The sequence below is a fragment of the Paraburkholderia saeva genome, from assembly GCF_907164555.1.
In the GTDB taxonomy this organism is placed as follows: Bacteria; Pseudomonadota; Gammaproteobacteria; order Burkholderiales; family Burkholderiaceae; genus Paraburkholderia; species Paraburkholderia saeva.
Map to the genome: position 1 here is coordinate 558,414 of NZ_CAJQZC010000004.1, position 18,865 is coordinate 577,278.

15 protein-coding genes are annotated in these 18,865 nt (G+C 63.2%); 11 read left to right on the forward strand and 4 right to left on the reverse strand.

The annotated features are described in order from the left end of the window. Nucleotides 1-184: 184 nt before the first annotated feature. Nucleotides 185-2,236 (forward strand): NAD-dependent DNA ligase LigA, encoded by a 2,052-nt coding sequence (gene ligA, locus LPA36_RS14025; protein ID WP_228877383.1) that lies wholly within the window; start codon nt 185-187, stop codon nt 2,234-2,236. Beyond that, entirely contained in the window at nt 2,233-2,766 is a 534-nt protein-coding gene (gene def, locus LPA36_RS14030; RefSeq protein WP_228877385.1) for a peptide deformylase, read from the forward strand. Before ligA ends, def begins: the two co-directional genes overlap by 4 nt. Nucleotides 2,767-2,908: 142 nt before the next feature. Here the strand turns inward: def and LPA36_RS29525 are convergent, their stop codons facing one another. The 4 genes from LPA36_RS29525 to map form a co-directional block, all read right to left on the reverse strand. Further along, nucleotides 2,909-4,090 (reverse strand): pseudouridine synthase, encoded by a 1,182-nt coding sequence (locus tag LPA36_RS29525; RefSeq protein ID WP_324250938.1) that lies wholly within the window; start codon nt 4,088-4,090, stop codon nt 2,909-2,911. Next, nucleotides 4,087-4,746, reverse strand: coding sequence for a hypothetical protein (locus LPA36_RS29530; RefSeq protein ID WP_324250939.1), 660 nt, complete (start codon nt 4,744-4,746; stop codon nt 4,087-4,089). The genes LPA36_RS29525 and LPA36_RS29530 overlap by 4 nt, the downstream gene beginning before the upstream one ends. Before the next feature lie 142 nt (nt 4,747-4,888). Then, nucleotides 4,889-7,465 carry a [protein-PII] uridylyltransferase gene (locus LPA36_RS14040; RefSeq protein ID WP_228877388.1) on the reverse strand — a complete coding sequence of 859 codons (2,577 nt, stop codon included), beginning with the start codon at nt 7,463-7,465 and terminating at the stop codon, nt 4,889-4,891. Nucleotides 7,466-7,496: 31 nt separating this feature from the next. After that, nucleotides 7,497-8,306 (reverse strand): type I methionyl aminopeptidase, encoded by an 810-nt coding sequence (gene map / locus LPA36_RS14045; protein ID WP_228877389.1) that lies wholly within the window; start codon nt 8,304-8,306, stop codon nt 7,497-7,499. A 486-nt stretch (nt 8,307-8,792) separates the two neighbouring features. Between map and rpsB the strand changes: the two genes are divergently transcribed. The 9 genes from rpsB to bamA all read left to right on the forward strand — a co-directional run bounded on the left by rpsB (nt 8,793) and on the right by bamA (nt 18,854). Further along, on the forward strand, nt 8,793-9,545 hold the full coding sequence (rpsB, locus tag LPA36_RS14050; RefSeq protein ID WP_228877391.1) for a 30S ribosomal protein S2: 753 nt from the start codon (nt 8,793-8,795) through the stop codon (nt 9,543-9,545). 192 nt (nt 9,546-9,737) lie between these two features. Beyond that, nucleotides 9,738-10,619, forward strand: coding sequence for a translation elongation factor Ts (gene tsf, locus LPA36_RS14055; RefSeq protein ID WP_228877535.1), 882 nt, complete (start codon nt 9,738-9,740; stop codon nt 10,617-10,619). Nucleotides 10,620-10,841: 222 nt separating this feature from the next. Continuing rightward, nucleotides 10,842-11,555: a UMP kinase gene (pyrH, locus tag LPA36_RS14060; RefSeq protein ID WP_228877392.1), complete on the forward strand. Its 714-nt coding sequence runs from the start codon at nt 10,842-10,844 to the stop codon at nt 11,553-11,555. Nucleotides 11,556-11,652: 97 nt separating this feature from the next. Then, on the forward strand, nt 11,653-12,213 hold the full coding sequence (frr, locus tag LPA36_RS14065; protein WP_228877394.1) for a ribosome recycling factor: 561 nt from the start codon (nt 11,653-11,655) through the stop codon (nt 12,211-12,213). 63 nt (nt 12,214-12,276) lie between these two features. Next, a complete protein-coding gene (gene uppS, locus LPA36_RS14070; protein ID WP_228877396.1) occupies nt 12,277-13,059 on the forward strand; it encodes a polyprenyl diphosphate synthase in 783 nt (260 codons plus the stop codon). Continuing rightward, a complete protein-coding gene (locus LPA36_RS14075; RefSeq protein ID WP_228877398.1) occupies nt 13,053-13,874 on the forward strand; it encodes a phosphatidate cytidylyltransferase in 822 nt (273 codons plus the stop codon). Before uppS ends, LPA36_RS14075 begins: the two co-directional genes overlap by 7 nt. 10 nt (nt 13,875-13,884) lie before the next feature. Continuing rightward, nucleotides 13,885-15,087, forward strand: coding sequence for a 1-deoxy-D-xylulose-5-phosphate reductoisomerase (locus LPA36_RS14080; RefSeq protein WP_228877405.1), 1,203 nt, complete (start codon nt 13,885-13,887; stop codon nt 15,085-15,087). A gap of 7 nt (nt 15,088-15,094) precedes the next feature. Next, nucleotides 15,095-16,483 (forward strand): RIP metalloprotease RseP, encoded by a 1,389-nt coding sequence (gene rseP / locus LPA36_RS14085; protein WP_228877407.1) that lies wholly within the window; start codon nt 15,095-15,097, stop codon nt 16,481-16,483. Between the two features lie 67 nt (nt 16,484-16,550). Beyond that, nucleotides 16,551-18,854, forward strand: a complete 2,304-nt coding sequence (gene bamA / locus LPA36_RS14090) for an outer membrane protein assembly factor BamA (RefSeq protein ID WP_228877408.1) — start codon at nt 16,551-16,553, stop codon at nt 18,852-18,854. Nucleotides 18,855-18,865 lie beyond the last annotated feature (11 nt).

Below are 18,865 nucleotides of genomic sequence, written 5' to 3' on the forward strand. Positions count from 1 at the left end.
AGCCGCCAGGTTCGCATCCGGTCGTGGCGATGTCAACGTGCTGCGCCGTACGTTAGCTAGCCGGCCAGGAAGAAGGCAGGGCGAGTGCTGCGGGCGCACAAAGCTGGCCGTTCGGACGATGCCACGACCGGCGCTTCCTGCGATAATCTGGGGTCCGAGAATTTTCTGAGAACCCGTCCACAGCATGGCTCGAACTTCCGTCCCTGATCCAGCAGTCACGTCGCCGGCCGGGCGCGCCGCATGGCTGCGTGCCGAACTCGAACGCGCGAACCATGCGTACTACGTACTCGACCAGCCGGACCTGCCGGATGCCGAATACGACCGGCTCTTCAAGGCGTTGCAGCAGGTCGAGTCCGAACATCCGGACCTGATCACGCCTGATTCGCCCACACAGCGTGTCGGTGGCGAGGTCGCACGCGGCTTTGAGCCTGTCGTGCATTCGATGCCGATGCTCTCGCTGAATAACGGCTTCGCTGACGAAGACATTGCCGCGTTCGACAAACGCGTGTCCGATACGCTCGGCGTGACACCTGTCGATTACGCGTGCGAGCTCAAGTTCGACGGGCTCGCCATTTCTCTGCGCTATGTGGACGGCCGCTTCGTGCAGGCGTCCACGCGCGGCGACGGCGAAACTGGCGAGGATGTGACCGAAAACATTCGCACCGTGCGCTCGATTCCGCTCACGCTGAAAGGCAAACGCGTGCCGAAGGTGCTGGACGTGCGTGGCGAAGTGCTGATGTTTCGCCGCGACTTCCAACGCCTGAACGCACGGCAGCGCGAGGCCGAACAGCGCGAGTTCGCGAATCCGCGCAACGCAGCGGCCGGGAGCTTGCGTCAACTCGATCCGAAGATCACTGCGCAGCGTCCGCTGTCGTTCTTCGCGTACGGGATCGGCGTGCTCGAAGGCGCTGAAATGCCTGTAACGCACAGTGCGCTCCTCGACTGGTATGACGAACTCGGGCTGCCGGTGAACCCGGAGCGGGCTGTCGTGAAGGGCGTGGAAGGGCTGCTTGCGTTCTTCCATGCGGTTGGCGAAAAGCGGGAGGGTCTGCCGTACGACATCGACGGTGTCGTATACAAAGTCAACAATCGGGAGGAACAGGACAGGCTCGGCTTCGTGTCACGCGCGCCGCGCTTTGCGCTTGCGCACAAGTTCCCGGCGCAGGAAGCGCTCACGAAGCTGCTGGCGATCGATGTTCAGGTCGGGCGCACCGGGGCCATCACGCCGGTTGCGAGACTTGAACCCGTGTTCGTCGGCGGCGCGACCGTGACGAACGCGACCCTGCATAACGAAGACGAAGTACGTCGCAAGGACATCCGGATCGGCGACACGGTTATCGTGCGCCGGGCGGGCGACGTGATTCCTGAAGTGGTGAGCGCGCTGCTCGATCGCCGTCCTGCGGACGCGCGCGAATTCGTGATGCCTGTGCAGTGTCCCGTCTGCGGCTCCGCAATTGAGCGTCTGCCGGATGAAGCGATTGCGCGATGTACCGGCGGACTCTTTTGTCCCGCACAACGCAAGCAGGCGCTGTGGCATTTCGCGCAACGACGTGCGCTCGATATCGACGGTCTCGGCGAGAAAATCATCGATCAACTGGTCGAACAGAACCTGGTTCGCACGCCTGCCGATCTGTTCAACCTCGGATTCTCGACGCTTGCCGCACTCGATCGCTTCGCTGACAAATCCGCGCAAAACCTGCTGGATTCTCTCGAAAAAGCCAGGCACACTACGCTCGCCCGCTTTCTCTACGCGCTCGGTATCCGGCATGTCGGCGAATCGACTGCGAAGGATCTGGCAAAGCATTTCGGCTCGCTCGACCCAGTCATGAACGCGTCGGTCGAGGAACTCCTCGAAGTCAACGACGTGGGGCCGGTTGTCGCCGAGGCGCTTCATCAGTTCTTCGCTGAAGAGCACAACCGCACGGTGATTGAACAGTTGCGCGCCCCGGGCCGTGTGACATGGCCGGAGGGGCCGCCCGCGCCAAAGGCGCCGCAGGGCGTGCTGGCGGGCAAGACCGTCGTCCTGACGGGCACACTGCCCACGCTGGGGCGTGACGACGCGAAAGAAATGCTGGAGGCGGCCGGCGCGAAAGTGGCCGGTTCAGTATCGAAGAAGACTGACTACGTGGTCGCAGGCGCGGAAGCGGGCAGCAAGCTCGCGAAGGCGGAGGAACTCGGCATTCCCGTACTCGACGAAGAAGGTATGCGCAAGCTCCTGGAGGGGCACTCGACATGATTCGTGAAATCCTCAAGATGGGCGATCCGCGTCTTCTGCGCATCGCCGCACCGGTCGACCATTTCGATACGCCCGACCTGCATGACCTCGTGAAGGACATGTTCGACACGATGCATGACGCGAATGGCGCCGGGCTCGCTGCGCCTCAGATCGGCGTCGACCTGCAGGTTGTGATCTTCGGGTTCGGGCATAACGAACGCTATCCGGACGCGCCCTCCGTGCCGGAGACGGTGCTCATCAATCCGACCATTGCGCCGGTGTCGCAGGACATGGAAGAGGGCTGGGAGGGATGCCTCTCCGTACCAGGATTGCGCGGTGCCGTGAGCCGGTTCACGATGATCCGCTATCAGGGTTTCGATCAGTTCGGCAAACCGATCGACCGCGTCGCGGAAGGATTCCACGCGCGCGTCGTCCAGCATGAATGCGATCACCTGATTGGCAAACTTTATCCTATGCGCATTAACGACTTCTCGAAGTTTGGCTTTACCGAAGTGCTGTTTCCCGGGCTCGATCCGAACACCGACGATTGAGTGAGCCGTTCGTCGCCACAGGCGCGCCGGATTGCGCAATCCAATCGGCGATGGAAAACGAAAAACGCCCGCAAAAAACCTGCGGGCGTTTTCACGTTCCGGTTCAGCCGCAAACCGGACAGCTCTTTGTGCTGGCCGTGCCTCAGAACGATTCTTCAGCGTTCAGATAACGCCATTGTCCTTGCGGCAAGGCGCCGAGTTGAACGCGACCCATTCGGACGCGCTTCAGTCCGACGACGTTCAGCCCGACCAGTTCGCACATGCGGCGGATCTGGCGCTTCTTGCCTTCGCGCAACACAAAGCGGAGTTGCTCGCCGTTCTGCCAGCTCACCATGGCGGGCTTGAGCGGCACGTCGTCGAGTGACAGGCCGTGGCGCAATTTTGCGAGGCTCTCCGGCGGGAAGGTCTGGTCGATGTCGGTTTCCTGGTCGCCGTAAGTCACGCGAACCAGATACTCCTTGTCGATATCCGAGTTTTCGCCGATCAGTTGCCGCGCGACGCGACCATCCTGCGTGAGGACGAGCAGGCCAGTTGAGTCGATGTCGAGACGCCCTGCGGGCGCCAGCGCACGCAGTTGCATACCCGTGAAACGGATTCCCGAACGGTCGCCGTCCCAGTGATTCTCGGGCGTGATGAGCGTGACGGCCGGCAGATAGCCGTCTTCCGCCTGGCCTGAAACAAAACCGACCGGCTTGTGCAACAGGATCGTGACCAGTTTGGCCTGCTCGGCGCGGGCAGCGGGGTCGATTTCGATCTGTTGCTCCGGACGCACCTTCGTACCGAGCGTGTCGATTCGCACGCCATCCACGATCACCCAGCCTTTTTCGATCCATTCGTCGGCTTCGCGTCGCGAGCACAGGCCGAGTTCCGACATGCGCTTCGACAGACGCAGCGAGCCCGGTTGGTCGTCATGCCGATGATCGGATGACGACTCGCCGGCTCCTGCGGCGCGAACAGGCTTGACGTCGCCCGTTGCCGGACGTCGCGCGGGTCGCTCTTCGCGTGCGGGACGTGCAGTGCGGTCCGCCTGGTCGCTCGCCTCGTCGCTCTTTACGGGCCTGGCGAAGGTCCGTTGGCCGCGCGCGCCCGTGCCCCGTTCTTTTGCAAACGCGGGCCGGTCGGTGCCCGGCCGGCCCGCGCTGCCGCCGCGCGCCGGACGCTCGGCTTCGCGTCGCGTGCCTGGCGTACCCCGGTCAGCGCCGAAGCGGGGACGAGCGGGGTCGGTGCGCTCGCGCGTATCGTCGCGTTCGCGTCGCGGCGGGCGGTCGCCCCGGGCACCTGCATCCGTGGCGCGTGCCGGTCGTGGGGACGCGGGACGCCTCACATCATCGCTGGTACGTGCCGCTGCGCTGTATGGCCGGCGTTCACCTTCCTGACGAGGCGCCCGCGGGGCGCGCTCGCCTTCGAAACGGCGCGGGGCGCGTTCGCCGCCGGTACGTTCGCCTTCGGCATGCCGCGGCGGGCGATCGGTTCTGTCGCGCTCGCCGTCGAAACGGCGCGGCGCGCGTTCGCCTTCAGCACGACGCGGAGGGCGATCGCTGCGATCGCGGTTACCGTCGAACGAACGCGCCGGGCGTTCACCCTCGGCGCGCCGCGGCGGTCGATCGGTTCTGTCGCGTTCGCCTTCGAAACGGCGCGGCGCACGGTCGCCTTCAGCACGACGCGGAGTGCGGTCACTGCGATCGCGGTTGCCGTCGAACGAACGCGCCGGGCGGTCTCCTTCGGCCCGACGCGGCGCAGCGCCGCCCGGACCATCGCGTCGCGGCGGACGGTCGCTGGAAACGCGGCGCTCGCTCCACTCGCCGCCGGCTGAACGTTCGCGCGTCGATGCGCCTTCCGGCCGTGACGGCCGCGGTCCCGCCGGACGTCCGCCGGCGCCCGGCGCGCGTTTGCCGCCGGCAGGGCCCGCTCCGGCAAAAGAGCGCTTTGCCGCGCCTTCGGAAGAGGCCCCGCCGCGACGGGCGCCTGCGTCGTCGCCATTGCGTTTGCCCAGCATCGACGTCGGCTTGGGTCCGACCGGCTTGGATTTACTACGTGCCGCGGCACTGCCCGAACGAACGGGAGCCCGGTCGGCACTTGCCGGCCGCGGGTGCCTGGCTGTCAGTTTGACTCGCATGAAATCTCACACTGCAATCGCGCGCAGCAGTTCGGTCTCGACCTGAATTTGCAGCCGGTTGTCCGAGAGGCCGTGACCATCCAGCAGGAACACGTCCTCGACACGTTCGCCGAGCGTATTGATCCGCGCCGCGTGGACGCCAACCCGATGTTCCGCCAGCACGCGCGCGATCGAATAAAGAAGGCCTGGCCGGTCGTTCGCCGACACGGACAGGATGTAGTACTGGCCGCGCTCGTCGGCCCGAAGGTCGACGCGCGGCGTAACAGGGAAGGTCCGCGACAGACGCGAGAGACGTCCCTTCGACGGTTCTGGCAGCAACGGACCTTCGCCCGACAGACGGGCGCAGAGTTGCTGCTCCACCAGATTGGCAATATCCCGATAATGCACGTCTTCCTCGGTGTGCGCGACGAGGAAGTTGTCGAGCGCGTATCCGTGGCGGGTCGTACTGACCCGCGAGTCCAGCACCGACAGCGCATTGCGGTCAAAATACGCACAGATTGCCGCGAACAGGTCCGGGCGGTCCTTCACGTACACGAGCACCTGAAGCCCTTCGCCGATCGGCGAAGGCCGGGCCCGGACGATGGGTACTGGCGTTTCGACGTGCCGGTACAGCACACGCGTTTGCCACGCGATGTCAGCCGCGTCGTGACGCAGGAAGTAGCCGACGTCGAGTTTGTCCCAGAGTGCGCGCTGGGCGTTTTCCGGAACGGTTTCGAGACGCAGTAGCGCGAGCGCCTGCTCCTGCCGCGATTTCAGCTCGGAATGGGCATCGGGACGCGCTCCGCCGAGCACGGCCAGCGTGGCCCGATACAGGTCTTCAAGCAGCTTGCCTTTCCACGCGTTCCACACCTTCGGGCTCGTGCCGCGAATGTCGGAAACGGTTAGCAGATAAAGCGCCGTCAGCCACCGCTCGGACCCGACGACGCCGGCAAACGCCTTGATCACCTCCGGGTCGCTCGTGTCCTGCTTCTGTGCGACCTGGCTCATGGTCAGGTGCTGCTGGACCAGCCATACGACCAGTTCACGGTCGTCGCCCTCGATGCCGTGTTCGCGGCAGAAGCGCCGTGCGTCCGCCATGCCGAGCTGCGAATGGTCGCCGCCGCGACCCTTTGCGATGTCGTGGAACAGCGCGGCCACGTAAAGCACGTAGGGCCGCTCGAAGTTCGCAATCAGCTGGCTGCAGAACGGGTACTCATGCGCGTGTTCCGCGACGGAAAAGCGGCGCAGATTGCGCAGCACCATCAGGATGTGCTGGTCGACCGTGTAGACGTGATACAGGTCGTGCTGCATCTGCCCGACGATGCGCCGGAAGTTCAGCAGATAACGCCCCAGCACACTGGTCTGGTTCATCAGGCGCAGCGCATGCGTCACGCCTTCGGGCTGTTTCAGGATATCGAGAAAGAGACGCCGGTTTTCAGGGTCGCGGCGCCAGTGCTGGTCCATTACCTCGCGCGCGTTGTAGAGCGCACGCAACGTGCGGGCGGACAGGCCTTTCACGCCAGGCGTCCTCTCGTACAGCAGGAATGCCTCGAGGATCGCGTTCGGCTCTCGCTCGAAGACGTCGTCGGCGGCAATCTCGAGCATGCCCTGTTTCTCGACGAAACGATCGGACAAAACCCGAGTGACGTTGCTTGTCTTCGGAAAAAGCTGCGCCTCGATGTTCTGGATCAGAATCGTCGCAAGTTGCGTGACGGCTTTTGCCGCCCAGTAGTAGCGGCGCATCAGTTGTTCGCTGGCGCGCTTCGTGGCCGTCGCCTTGTAACCGAAACTTTCCGCGACCGGATTTTGCAGGTCGAACACCAGGATGTCCTGGCGACGCCCGGCAATGACGTGCAACCGCGACCGCAGTGTTTTCAGAAAGCCTTCGTTTCGGCGTAGTTCGCGTGCTTCGCGCCCGGTGATCAGGCCGCGCGCATCCAGCTCGCGCCAGCTGCTGCCAAACTGTGCGGCCTGGGTGATCCACAGGATCAACTGCAGATCGCGCAGGCCGCCCGGGCTTTCCTTGATGTTCGGCTCGAGTGCGTACGGCGTGTCCTGATACCGCGCGTGACGCTGCCGCATCTCCAGCACCTTGGCCTGGAAAAACGAGCGCGGGTCGAGCGCTTCGCGATAGCGCTGCGAGAAATCTTCGAAGAGCGTCTTGCTACCCGTGATCCGGCGCGCTTCGAGCAGCGCCGTGCGGACCGTGACGTCATTGGCTGCTTCATCGAGACACTGCGAGACTGTGCGCACGCTGCTGCCGAGTTCCAGGCCGAGATCCCACGCCAGGCCGATGAAACGCTCCACGCGTGCTTCCAGATGGGTTATCGGTTCGTCCGGCAGAAGAACGAGGATGTCGATATCCGAATGAGGCGCCAGCTCGCCACGCCCGAAACCGCCCACCGCGACGAGTGCCAGCGACTCAGGCAGCTCGCAGGCATTCCAGGCGCCGACGAGCGCGCTGTCGGTGAGGCGCGCGAGCGCACGCATCAACGAGTCGACGTTGGCCGCTGACCGGAAACGCTCCAGTAACAGAGTTTTTGCCACCTTGTAGTCCGCCCGTAGCGACGAGGCATGGGTTAGCGCGACAGCTGGAACACTCATGGGCAACCGGGTCAGGATATCGAAGGACCGCTCAGGCGGTGGCGGCAGCGAGAGCCGGGCGGGCAGGCGTGCCGGCGGAGACCGTCAGCACTTCGTAACCGGTTTCCGTGACGAGAATCGTGTGTTCCCACTGCGCCGACAGGCTGCGGTCTTTCGTTTTCACGGTCCACTGGTCAGGCATCGTGCGGATATCGCGACGGCCGGCGTTGATCATCGGCTCGATCGTGAAAATCATCCCTTTTTGCAGCTCGATACCGGTGCCGGGACGCCCGTAATGCAGCACCTGCGGGTCGTCGTGGAAAACCTGCCCGATGCCGTGGCCGCAGTATTCCCTCACGACGCTATAACCCTGCGCCTCCGCGTGGCGCTGGATCGCGTGCCCGATGTCGCCGAGATGGGCGCCCGGGCGGACCTGCTCGATACCGAGCCACATGCATTCGAACGTCGTCTGCACGAGGCGCTTCGCGAGGATCGAACCTTCGCCGACAATGAACATCCGGCTGGTGTCGCCGAAATAGCCGTTCTTGATCACGGTGATGTCGATATTGAGCGCATCGCCGTTCTTGAGGATTTTCTCGCCCGGGATGCCGTGGCAGATCACGTCGTTGACCGAAGTGCAGGTGGCTTTCGGATAGGGCGGATAGCCGGGTGGCTGATAATTGAGCGGCGCCGGGATCGTGCCCTGCACGTTCAGCATGTATTCGTGACACAGCCGGTCGAGTTCGCCCGTAGTCACGCCGGCCTTGACGTACGGCGTGATGTAGTCGAGCACCTCGCTTGCGAGCTTGCCGGCGATGCGCATCTGCGCGATATCGTCTTCGTTTTTGAGCGTAATAGCCATGAGTCGGGCCTGAAATGCAATTTATTGCGGGATTATCGCACCATATGGGGCCTGCCGCAGCCTTTTGCGACGGCGCTCCGGCCGTTCGGGCAAGTGCTGGCGGGGCAGCCGGCAGGTGTGGCGGCTGGGTCCTGGTGAGTCGAAGGTGCAACCGCCGGCGCATTTCAGGGGCAACCGTGCGGGTTGAGTCGGCCGATAGTCGCGTGCTATAATCTTCGGCTAAGTCGTTCAGGGTTATTCGCCGTGGCGCTCGTGTGTGTCGCAATTGCACGCAATGTGTGCGCAACGTGTGCGGTTTGGTCCCCTGACGATGAATGTGGCAGTAAAGAGCAGTAAGCAGTTCAAGGTAGCAGGCAGTAGAAGAAAAGGCAGCAGACTCGCAAGCCGGCGCACCCAGGGTGTTCGCGCGTCAGGTTCCCGCAAAGGCGGGAGCGGCGCGGCGGATACGGCAGCCGGCTTAAGACCCTAACCCTCGCGGAGAATTTCATGGCAGTTACCATGCGTCAAATGCTGGAAGCCGGCGTCCACTTTGGTCACCAGACGCGCTTCTGGAACCCGAAGATGGCCCCCTTCATTTTCGGCCATCGCAACAAGATTCACATCATCAACCTCGAAAAGACGCTGCCGATGTACAACGACGCACTGAAGTACGTGCGTCAGCTGGCAGCGAATCGCGGCACGATCCTGTTTGTCGGCACGAAGCGTCAATCGCGCGACACGATCGCCGAAGAGGCACAACGCGCCGGCATGCCGTATGTCAACGCACGCTGGCTCGGCGGCATGCTGACCAACTTCAAGACGCTGAAGGTATCGATCAAGCGGCTGAAGGATATGGAAGCGGCTGTTGAGTCGGGCGAAACAGAGCGCATGAGCAAGAAGGAAGCGCTCCTGTTCGAACGCGAAATCCAGAAGCTGCAAAAGTCGATCGGCGGCGTGAAGGATATGGGCGGCATTCCGGACGCGATTTTCGTCGTCGACGTCGGCTACCACAAGATTGCTGTCACCGAAGCGAACAAGCTTGGCGTGCCGGTCATCGCCGTGGTCGACACGAACCACTCGCCGGAAGGCATCGACTACGTGATCCCGGGTAACGACGACGCCAGCAAGGCAGTTGCCCTGTACACGGCAGGCGTGGCTGACGCGATCCTCGAAGGTCGTGCGAACGCGGTCAACGAAGTGGTGCAGGCTGCCCGTGGCGGCGACGGCGACGAGTTCGTCGAGGTCAACGGAGAAGCGTAAAGCTGCCCCGTGTCCGGCAAAAAAGGGGGCTTTCTACAGGCCCCCTTTTTTTAAGCCGCGACAGAACGTACACGCCGGGCAGCGAGCCCGGCACGCGGCGCGGTAAATATTTCGCGCCGCAGCGGAAACGAATTCTTGCCGCCGGCATCGAAGTGCGGGCGGCGTGTGAAAGACAGACTCAAGGAGCGAATGATGGCGGCAATTACCGCAAGCATGGTTGCAGAACTGCGCGCAAAGACCGATGCGCCGATGATGGAATGCAAGAAGGCCCTGACGGAAGCCGAAGGCGACATGGCCCGTGCTGAAGAACTGCTGCGCGTGAAGCTCGGCAACAAGGCCAGCAAGGCAGCATCGCGCGTGACGGCTGAAGGCGTGATCGCTTCGTTCATCGGCGGCAACGCAGGCGCAATCGTCGAACTGAACTGCGAAACCGACTTCGTTTCGAAGAACGACGATTTCCTCGCATTCTCGAACACCGTTGCCCAGCTCGTCGCAACGCAAAACCCGGCTGACGTCGCTGCCCTGTCGGCACTGCCGCTGGAAGGCTCGACGGTCGACGCGGTGCGCCTCGCGCTCGTCGGCAAGATCGGCGAAAACCTGTCGATCCGCCGTTTCGTGCGTTTCGAAACGGCCAACAAGCTGGCCGCGTACCTGCACGGCACGCGTATCGGCGTGCTGGTCGAGTACACGGGCGCAGAAGAGCAGGTCGGCAAGGACCTCGCGATGCACATCGCCGCGATGAAGCCGGTCTCGCTGTCGTCGGACGAAGTGCCGGCCGATCTGATCGCCAAGGAACGCAGCATCGCTGAACAGAAGGCCGCCGAATCGGGCAAGCCAGCTGAAATCATCGCGAAGATGGTCGATGGCAGCGTCCAGAAGTATCTGAAGGAAGTGTCGCTGCTGAACCAGCCGTTCGTTAAGAACGACAAGCAGACGATCGAACAGATGCTGAAGGCAGCGAACACGAGCGTGCAGAAGTTTGCGCTCTTCGTCGTCGGCGAAGGCATCGAGAAGAAGCAGGACGACTTTGCTGCCGAAGTGGCCGCGCAGGTCGCTGCTGCAAAGCAGCAATAAGCCGTATCGCAGTAACGTTTGACCCGCGGCGGGGCAAGACCCTGTCGCGGCCGGCAGCGCCACGCGGTCAGACGCGGGCTGTTTCGCGGGTTGATCCCCGCGCGGCAGCCGCCGAAACCGGGCCTTCGGGCCCGACAATTTGGCGGCGCTTGCCCGAATCAGCATTTCACCCCTACAGTTCCAAGTTGTTGTCGTCCTCTTCAGCGCGATCTGGATATCTCTATGCCCACTGCCTATAAACGCGTCCTCCTCAAACTCTCCGGTGAAGCTCTCATGGGCGACGATGCGTTCGGCATCAATCGCCTGACGATCGAAAGAATGGTGGCGGACGTGGCCGAGGTCGTGCGACTCGGTACGCAGCTGGCGGTTGTGATTGGCGGCGGCAATATTTTCCGGGGCGTCGCGGGCGGCGCGGCCGGTATGGACCGCGCGACGGCCGATTACATGGGGATGCTCGCCACGATGATGAACGCGCTGGCGCTGCAGGACGCGATGCGTCACGCCGGTATCGAAGCGCGCGTGCAATCGGCGCTACGCATGGACCAGGTTGTCGAGCCGTACATCCGCCCGCGTGCCATTCGCCAGCTCGAAGAAGGCAAGGTTGTGATTTTCGCGGCCGGCACGGGCAACCCGTTCTTCACCACCGATACGGCTGCCGCGTTGCGCGGCTCGGAAATCGGCGCGGAAGTCGTGCTGAAGGCCACGAAGGTCGACGGCGTGTATTCGGCCGATCCGAAAAAGGATGCGAGCGCGACGCGCTACACCACGATCAGCTTCGACGAGGCGATCGGCCGCAACCTGCAGGTCATGGACGCAACCGCGTTTGCGCTGTGCCGCGACCAGAAGCTGCCGATCCGGGTGTTTTCGATCGTCAAGCCGGGCGCGCTCAAGCGCATCGTACAAGGCGAGGACGAAGGCACACTCGTCCACGTGTAAACTCCCTTCCACGTAAAGTGGGCTTGAACGCGGGCCCAGGTCGCCGCTCATGCGTGCCGGCCGGCCTGCACCGATTTAAAGGTTCGGAGGTTTAATCATGTCTGTGGCTGACATCAAGAAGGGCGCTGACCAGAAAATGCAGCGTTCGATCGAAGCGTTCAAGAACGATCTGTCGAAAATCCGTACGGGCCGCGCTCATACGGGGCTGCTGGACCACATCCAGGTCGATTATTACGGCTCGCCGGTGCCGATTTCGCAGGTCGCGAACCTGACACTGATCGACGCGCGCACGATCGGTGTGCAGCCGTGGGAAAAGAAGATGGTGCAGGTCGTCGAAAAGGCGATCCGCGAATCGGACCTGGGCCTGAACCCGGCCACGCAGGGCGACGTGATCCGCGTGCCGATGCCCGCGCTGACCGAAGAGCGCCGCCGTGAACTGACGAAGGTCGTCAAGAGCGAGGCCGAAACGGCCAAGATCGCGGTGCGCAACCTGCGTCGCGACGCGAACGAGCAACTGAAGAAGCTCGTGAAAGACAAGGAAATCTCCGAAGACGACGAGCGGCGCGCCGGTGACGACGTCCAGAAGCTCACGGACCGGTTCGTCGCGGAAATCGACAAGCTCGTGACGACCAAGGAAGCCGAGATCATGACGGTCTGAAGCCGTCCGGCGCCAGTATCTTCACGGTTTCACTTCATTTTTGCAGTTTCTGTCCCGACGGCCATGACCTATACCAGCTCTACCGTTCGCGTGCCTGATGTCGCGGCGGTGCCGCGACATATCGCGATCATCATGGACGGCAATGGCCGTTGGGCGACGCAGCGCCGCCTGCCGCGCGTGGCGGGCCACACCCGCGGCGTCGACGCGGTGCGGGCCGCCGTCGAGGCATGCGCCCGTCGCGGCGTCGAATATCTGACGTTGTTTGCTTTCAGCTCCGAAAACTGGCGTCGTCCGAATGACGAAGTGTCGTTCCTGATGCGTCTTTTCGTGACCGCGCTGGAACGCGAAATCGGCAAACTGCACGCGAACGGTATCCGTCTGCGCGTGGTAGGCGATCTCGCGATGTTCGATACGCGCATTCAGGACCTGATCCGTCGCGCGGAGACGAAAACCGCGCGCAATACGCGGCTGACGCTCACCATCGCAGCCAATTACGGCGGTCGCTGGGACATCATGCAGGCCACCCGCAAGCTGGTCGACCAGTCGGTCGCGGCGGGCCGCCCCGTCGAGGTGACCGAAGAAGCCTTCGCCGAACATCTGGCGATGGCCTACGCGCCCGAACCGGATCTCTTCATCCGTACCGGCGGTGAGCAGCGCATCAGCAACTTCCTGCTGTGGCAGCTCGCGTACACCGAGTTCTATTTCACCGACACCTTCTGGCCGGATTTCGACGCAGACGCGCTCGGTCACGCCATCGAATCCTATGCGGAGCGCGAGCGCCGCTTCGGCCGCACGAGCGCACAGCTCGAACCGCAATCGCAGAACGTCGATTCGCTTCCATGCTAAAAACCCGTGTTATCACGGCGATCGTCCTGCTGGCTGTCTTTTTGCCGGTCACCTTTTTTGCGCCGGTGGGCGCGTTTGGCGCGCTGATCGCGTTCGTCGTCGTCTTTGCCGCCTGGGAATGGGCGCGCCTGCTGAAACTGGGCGGCGCCGGACCGGTCGTCTACGCGCTGGTCGCCGCCGCGGCGCTCGTCGCGAGCACAAAGCTCGGCACGGGCATCGAAGCGCCCCGGCCGCTCTTTCAGGCGGCCTCGGTTTTCTGGGTGCTGGCCGGGCCGTTCGTCCTGCTGCGCAAGCCGACGCTTGCGCAGGGCGCCTGGCGGATTTTCCTGCTGGTTGCGGGCCTGCTGGTATTCGTCGCCTGCTGGCATGCGCTTGTCGCGGCCCGTATGGCCGGCGTGCCGTTCGTCCTGTCCCTGCTGCTAGTGGTATGGCTGGCCGATATCGGCGCATACTTCTCGGGTAAGGCATTCGGCAGGCATAAACTCGCACCTGCCATCAGCCCGGGCAAGACCTGGGAGGGCGCGCTGGGCGGCTGGGTCGCCGTGCTGGTCGTGGCCATCGCGGCCGTCGCCGTCCATGCGTTCGAGCCAACCCTGTATTCGGCGCTGCTGGAGCGCCATGGCGCCCTGCGGGCGTTCATTGCGCTGACCGTGCTCGTCGTGTTCAGTGTCGTCGGCGACCTGTTCGAGTCGATGCTGAAGCGCCAGGCCGGCGTGAAAGATTCCAGCGGTCTGCTGCCGGGGCACGGCGGCGTCCTCGACCGTATCGACGCATTATTGCCGGTGCTGCCGCTTGCAATGCTGCTGCTCGGCTAGAGAAAGAGACATGCAAAAACGATTAACTCTGCTCGGTTCAACGGGCTCGATTGGAGACAGCACGCTTGATGTCGTGGCACGTCATCCCGAGCGCTTCTCTGTCTACGCGCTGACCGCGCACCGCAACGGCGACAAGCTCGTCGAGCAGTGTCTGCGGTTCTCGCCCGAAGTGGCTGTCGTCGGCGACGCGGCAACAGCCGCGCAGGTCGCGGCGAAGCTGCGCGAGGCCGGCTGTAAGACCGAAGTCACGTACGGCCCGCGGGCGCTCGTCGACGTATCGAAGAGCGACGGCTGCGATACGGTGGTTGCGGCGATCGTCGGCGCGGCAGGTCTCGCGCCGAGTCTGGCCGCGGCACGCGCCGGCAAGCGCATCCTGCTCGCGAACAAGGAAGCGCTGGTGATGTCGGGCGCGATCTTCATGGACGCGGTGCGCGACAACGGCGCGATCCTGCTGCCGGTCGACAGCGAACACAACGCGATTTTCCAGTGTCTGCCGCGTGACGCCGCGCAGCATGGCGGCGTGTCGAAGATCATCCTGACCGCGTCGGGCGGCCCGTTTCGCACGCGCGAACCGTCGACGCTCGTCGACGTCACGCCGGACGAAGCCTGCGCGCACCCGAACTGGGTCATGGGCCGCAAGATTTCGGTCGATTCGGCGACGATGATGAACAAGGGCCTTGAAGTCATCGAGGCACACTGGCTTTTCAATCTGCCGGGCGAGCGTATCGAAGTGCTGATTCACCCGCAAAGCGTGATCCATTCGATGGTGTCGTACGTGGACGGCTCGGTGCTTGCCCAGCTCGGCAATCCCGATATGCGCACGCCGATCGCGCACGCGCTGGCGTTCCCGGATCGCGTCGATTCCGGCGTCGCGCAACTCGATCTCCTGCAGGTCGCTTCGCTGTCGTTCGAGCGGCCGGATTACACGCGCTTCCCGTGCCTCGCGCTCGCGATGAAGGCGCTGGCTGAAGGCGGTGTCGCGAGCGCGGCACTGAACGCGGCGAACGAGATCGCGGTCGATGCGTTCCTGTCGCGCCGGATCGGTTTCATGGCGATTGCGCAGGTGGTCGACGCCGTGCTGAACGGGTTGTCGAACCGCAGCGCCGCCGCCCTCGAAGACGTGATCGAAGCCGACGCCGCCGCGCGTCGCGCCGCCATGGCGTTTATCGACCGTCTGCCTGCGGGCGCACGCCCGGAACGCGCCATCCAGTGAGGCGTTCATGAATCTGCTGATCGAACTGGTCGCCTTCGCCGTTGCGATTGGCGTGCTCGTTGTCGTGCACGAATACGGCCATTACAGCGTCGCGCGTCTGTGCGGTGTGAAGGTGCTGCGGTTTTCGATCGGCTTCGGCAAACCGCTTGTTCAGTGGGTCAGCAAAAAGACGGGCACCGAGTGGACGATCGCCGCGTTGCCGCTGGGCGGCTACGTGAAGATGCTCGACGAGCGTGAAGAAGGCGCCACGATCTCCGCCGAAGAACTGCCGCACGCGTTCAACCAGCAATCCGTCGCGAAGCGGTTTGCGATTGTTGCGGCAGGTCCTGTTGCGAACTTCCTGCTCGCAATCGTGCTCTTCGCGGTCGTGTTCGCAAGCGGCGTCACCGAGCCGGCGGCCATCGTCGCGGCGCCGGCGGCCAATACGCCGGCCGCGCGCGCGGGCTTCGACGGCGGCGAAACTGTCGTTTCGATCCGCGACCAGAATGGCAGCGAGACCGAGTCCGTGCGCTCGTGGTCGGATCTGCGCTGGAAGCTTCTGGGCGCCACGTTCGATCACCGGCGTGTCGTGCTGGGCGCGAAAGACGGGCGCGGCACGTTTGATTTCGCGCTGGATCTGCAAGGTTTTTCCGATCGCGACGTCGACGACGATTTCATGACCCGTCTTGGCTTCGAGCCTGGCGGCGGCACGCTGACGGTGGCTGGTGTCGAACCGGGCAGCGCAGCGCAGAATGCGGGTCTTGCGGCGGGCGACACGGTGCGCGCGGTCGACGGCAAGCCGGTCGGCAGCGCGACAGCTTTCATCGCTTACGTTAAAGCCCACGCGGGCAAGTCGATCACGCTGCAGATCGAACACGCCGCGCAGGGCACCCAGGCGGGCACGCGGCGCGATCTGAGCATCGTGCCGGTGCCGACGCGCGACGACGCCACCGGCCAGCAGATCGGCCGGATTGGCGCGGCGCTTGCCACGCAGGTGCCGTCCGTCGACGTGCGTTACGGGCCGCTCGAGAGCGTCCGGCTGGGCGCGCACCGCACGTGGGACATCGCCGTGTACTCGCTTCGCATGTTCGGAAGGATGATCACCGGCGAAGCGTCATTGAAGAACCTGTCCGGTCCCGTGACGATCGCGGATTACGCGGGAAAGAGCGCGCGCCTTGGTCCATCGGCGTTTTTATCGTTCCTTGCACTCGTCAGTATCAGTCTCGGAGTGTTAAACCTCTTACCAATTCCGGTATTGGATGGGGGTCATCTGTTATATTATTTGGTTGAAGCTGTAACCGGCAAAGCCGTATCCGATCGCTGGCAGCTTGTTTTGCAGAGAGCGGGGCTGGTTTGCATCGTCGCACTGTCGGCGATCGCGCTCTTCAACGATCTTGCTCGTTTAATCCATTTTTAAAGTGTCTGGTGGCGTTCACGATGGCGACCGCCCGACCTGATGCAGCTATACACACTGGGGAAGCACGTTGTTTAAACCTCATCGCTTTGTTCCAAAGACAGTTGTAGCCGCGGCATTTGCCGCCCATGGGCTGGTGGCTCACGCGACGACACCTTTCGTGGTGCAGGACATTCGGATCGAGGGGTTGCAGCGCGTCGAACCCGGTACCGTGTTTTCGTATCTGCCGATCAAGCAGGGCGATACGTTCAGTGACGACAAGGCTTCCGAAGCCATCCGCGCGCTCTACGCCACGGGCTTTTTCAACGACGTGAAGATTGCCACCGAAGGCAACGTTGTCATCGTGCAGGTCATCGAACGTCCGGCCATCGGCACGATCGATTTCTCCGGTATTCACGAATTCGAAAAGGACAACCTGGTGAAGGCGCTGCGCGCCGTCGGGCTGTCGCAAGGCCGTTATTACGACAAGGCGCTCGTCGACAAGGCCGAGCAGGAACTGAAGCGTCAGTACCTGACGCGCGGTTTCTATGCCGCCGAAGTCACCACGACCATCACGCCGATCGACCGCAACCGCGTCGCGGTGCTGTTCTCGGTCGTCGAAGGTCCGAGCGCGAAGATCCGCCAGATCAACTTCATCGGCAACAAGGCGTTCAGCACCGGCGCGCTGCGCGATGAAATGCAGCTGTCCACGCCGAACTGGTTCTCGTGGTACACGAAGAACGACCTGTACGCGAAGGAAAAGCTCACGGGCGATCTCGAAAACGTCCGCTCGTATTACCTGAATCGCGGCTACCTCGAGTTCAGCATCGAGTCGACCCAGGTGTCGATTTCGCCGGACAAGAAGGACATGTACCTGACGGTCGCGCTGCACGAAGGCGAGCCGTACACGGTGGCGAGCATCAAGCTCGCGGGCAATCTGCTGGATCGCGAAGCCGAGCTCAACAAGCTGATCAAGATCAAACCGGGTGATCGTTTCTCGGCGGAAAAGCTGCAGGCGACCACGAAGGCGATTGTCGACAAGCTCGGCGAATACGGCTATGCGTTTGCCACGGTGAACGCGCTGCCGCAGATCGACCAGGAGCATCACAAGGTCGACCTCACGCTGCAGGTCGATCCGAGTCGCCGCGTGTATGTGCGCCGGATCAACGTCGTGGGCAATACGCGTACGCGTGACGAAGTCGTGCGCCGCGAAATGCGCCAGCTCGAAAGCTCGTGGTTCGACTCGAACCGTCTCGCGCTGTCGAAGGACCGTATCAACCGTCTTGGCTACTTCACCGATGTGGACGTCACGACGACGCCAGTGGAAGGCACGCCCGACCAGGTGGACGTCGATGTCAAGGTGGCCGAAAAGCCGACCGGCGCGATCACGCTGGGCGCGGGCTTCTCGTCGACTGACAAGGTCGTGCTGTCGGCGGGTGTGTCGCAGGACAACGTGTTCGGTTCGGGTACGAGTCTCGCGGTCAACGTGAACACGGCAAAGACGTACCGTACGTTGACGGTCACGCAGGTCGATCCGTACTTCACGGTCGACGGCATCAAACGTATTACCGACGTCTACTACCGTACGTATGAGCCGCTGTACTACTCGACGGATTCGAGCTTCAAGATCGTCACGATGGGCGGCGACCTGAAGTTCGGTATCCCGTTCTCGGAAGTCGACACGGTCTATTTCGGCGCGGGTCTCGAACAGAATACGCTTGATACCGATTCGAACACGCCGCAGTCCTACCAGGATTACGTGAACGAATTCGGCCGCGTGTCGAACAACGTGCCGCTGACGGTCGGCTGGTCGCGCGACGCGCGTGACAGCGCGCTCGTGCCGAGCCGCGGCTACTTCACCCAGGCGAACGCCGAATACGGCACGCCGATCGGCGGCACGCAGTATTACAAGACCGATATCCAGGCGCAGTACTATTACTCGTTCTCACGTGGATTCGTGCTGGGCCTGAACTTCCAGGGCGGCTACGGTAACGGTCTGAGCGGCAAGCCGTATCCGATTTTCAAGAACTACTACGCGGGTGGTATCGGTTCGGTCCGCGGTTACGAGCCGAGTTCGCTGGGTCCGCGTGACGCGAAGACCAACGACCCGATCGGTGGCTCGAAGATGATCGTGGGTAACATCGAACTGACGTTCCCGCTGCCGGGTACCGGTTACGACCGTACGCTGCGCGTCTTCACGTTCCTTGACGGCGGTAACGTCTGGGGCACGGAAGGTAACAGTGTCGGTGCAAACGGCCTGCGTTACGGCTACGGTGTGGGTCTCGCGTGGATCTCGCCGATCGGCCCGCTCAAGCTGAGCCTGGGTTTCCCGCTGCAGAAGCATGAAGGCGACCAGTACCAGAAATTCCAGTTCCAGATCGGGACGGCGTTCTGAGCGCGCGGTCC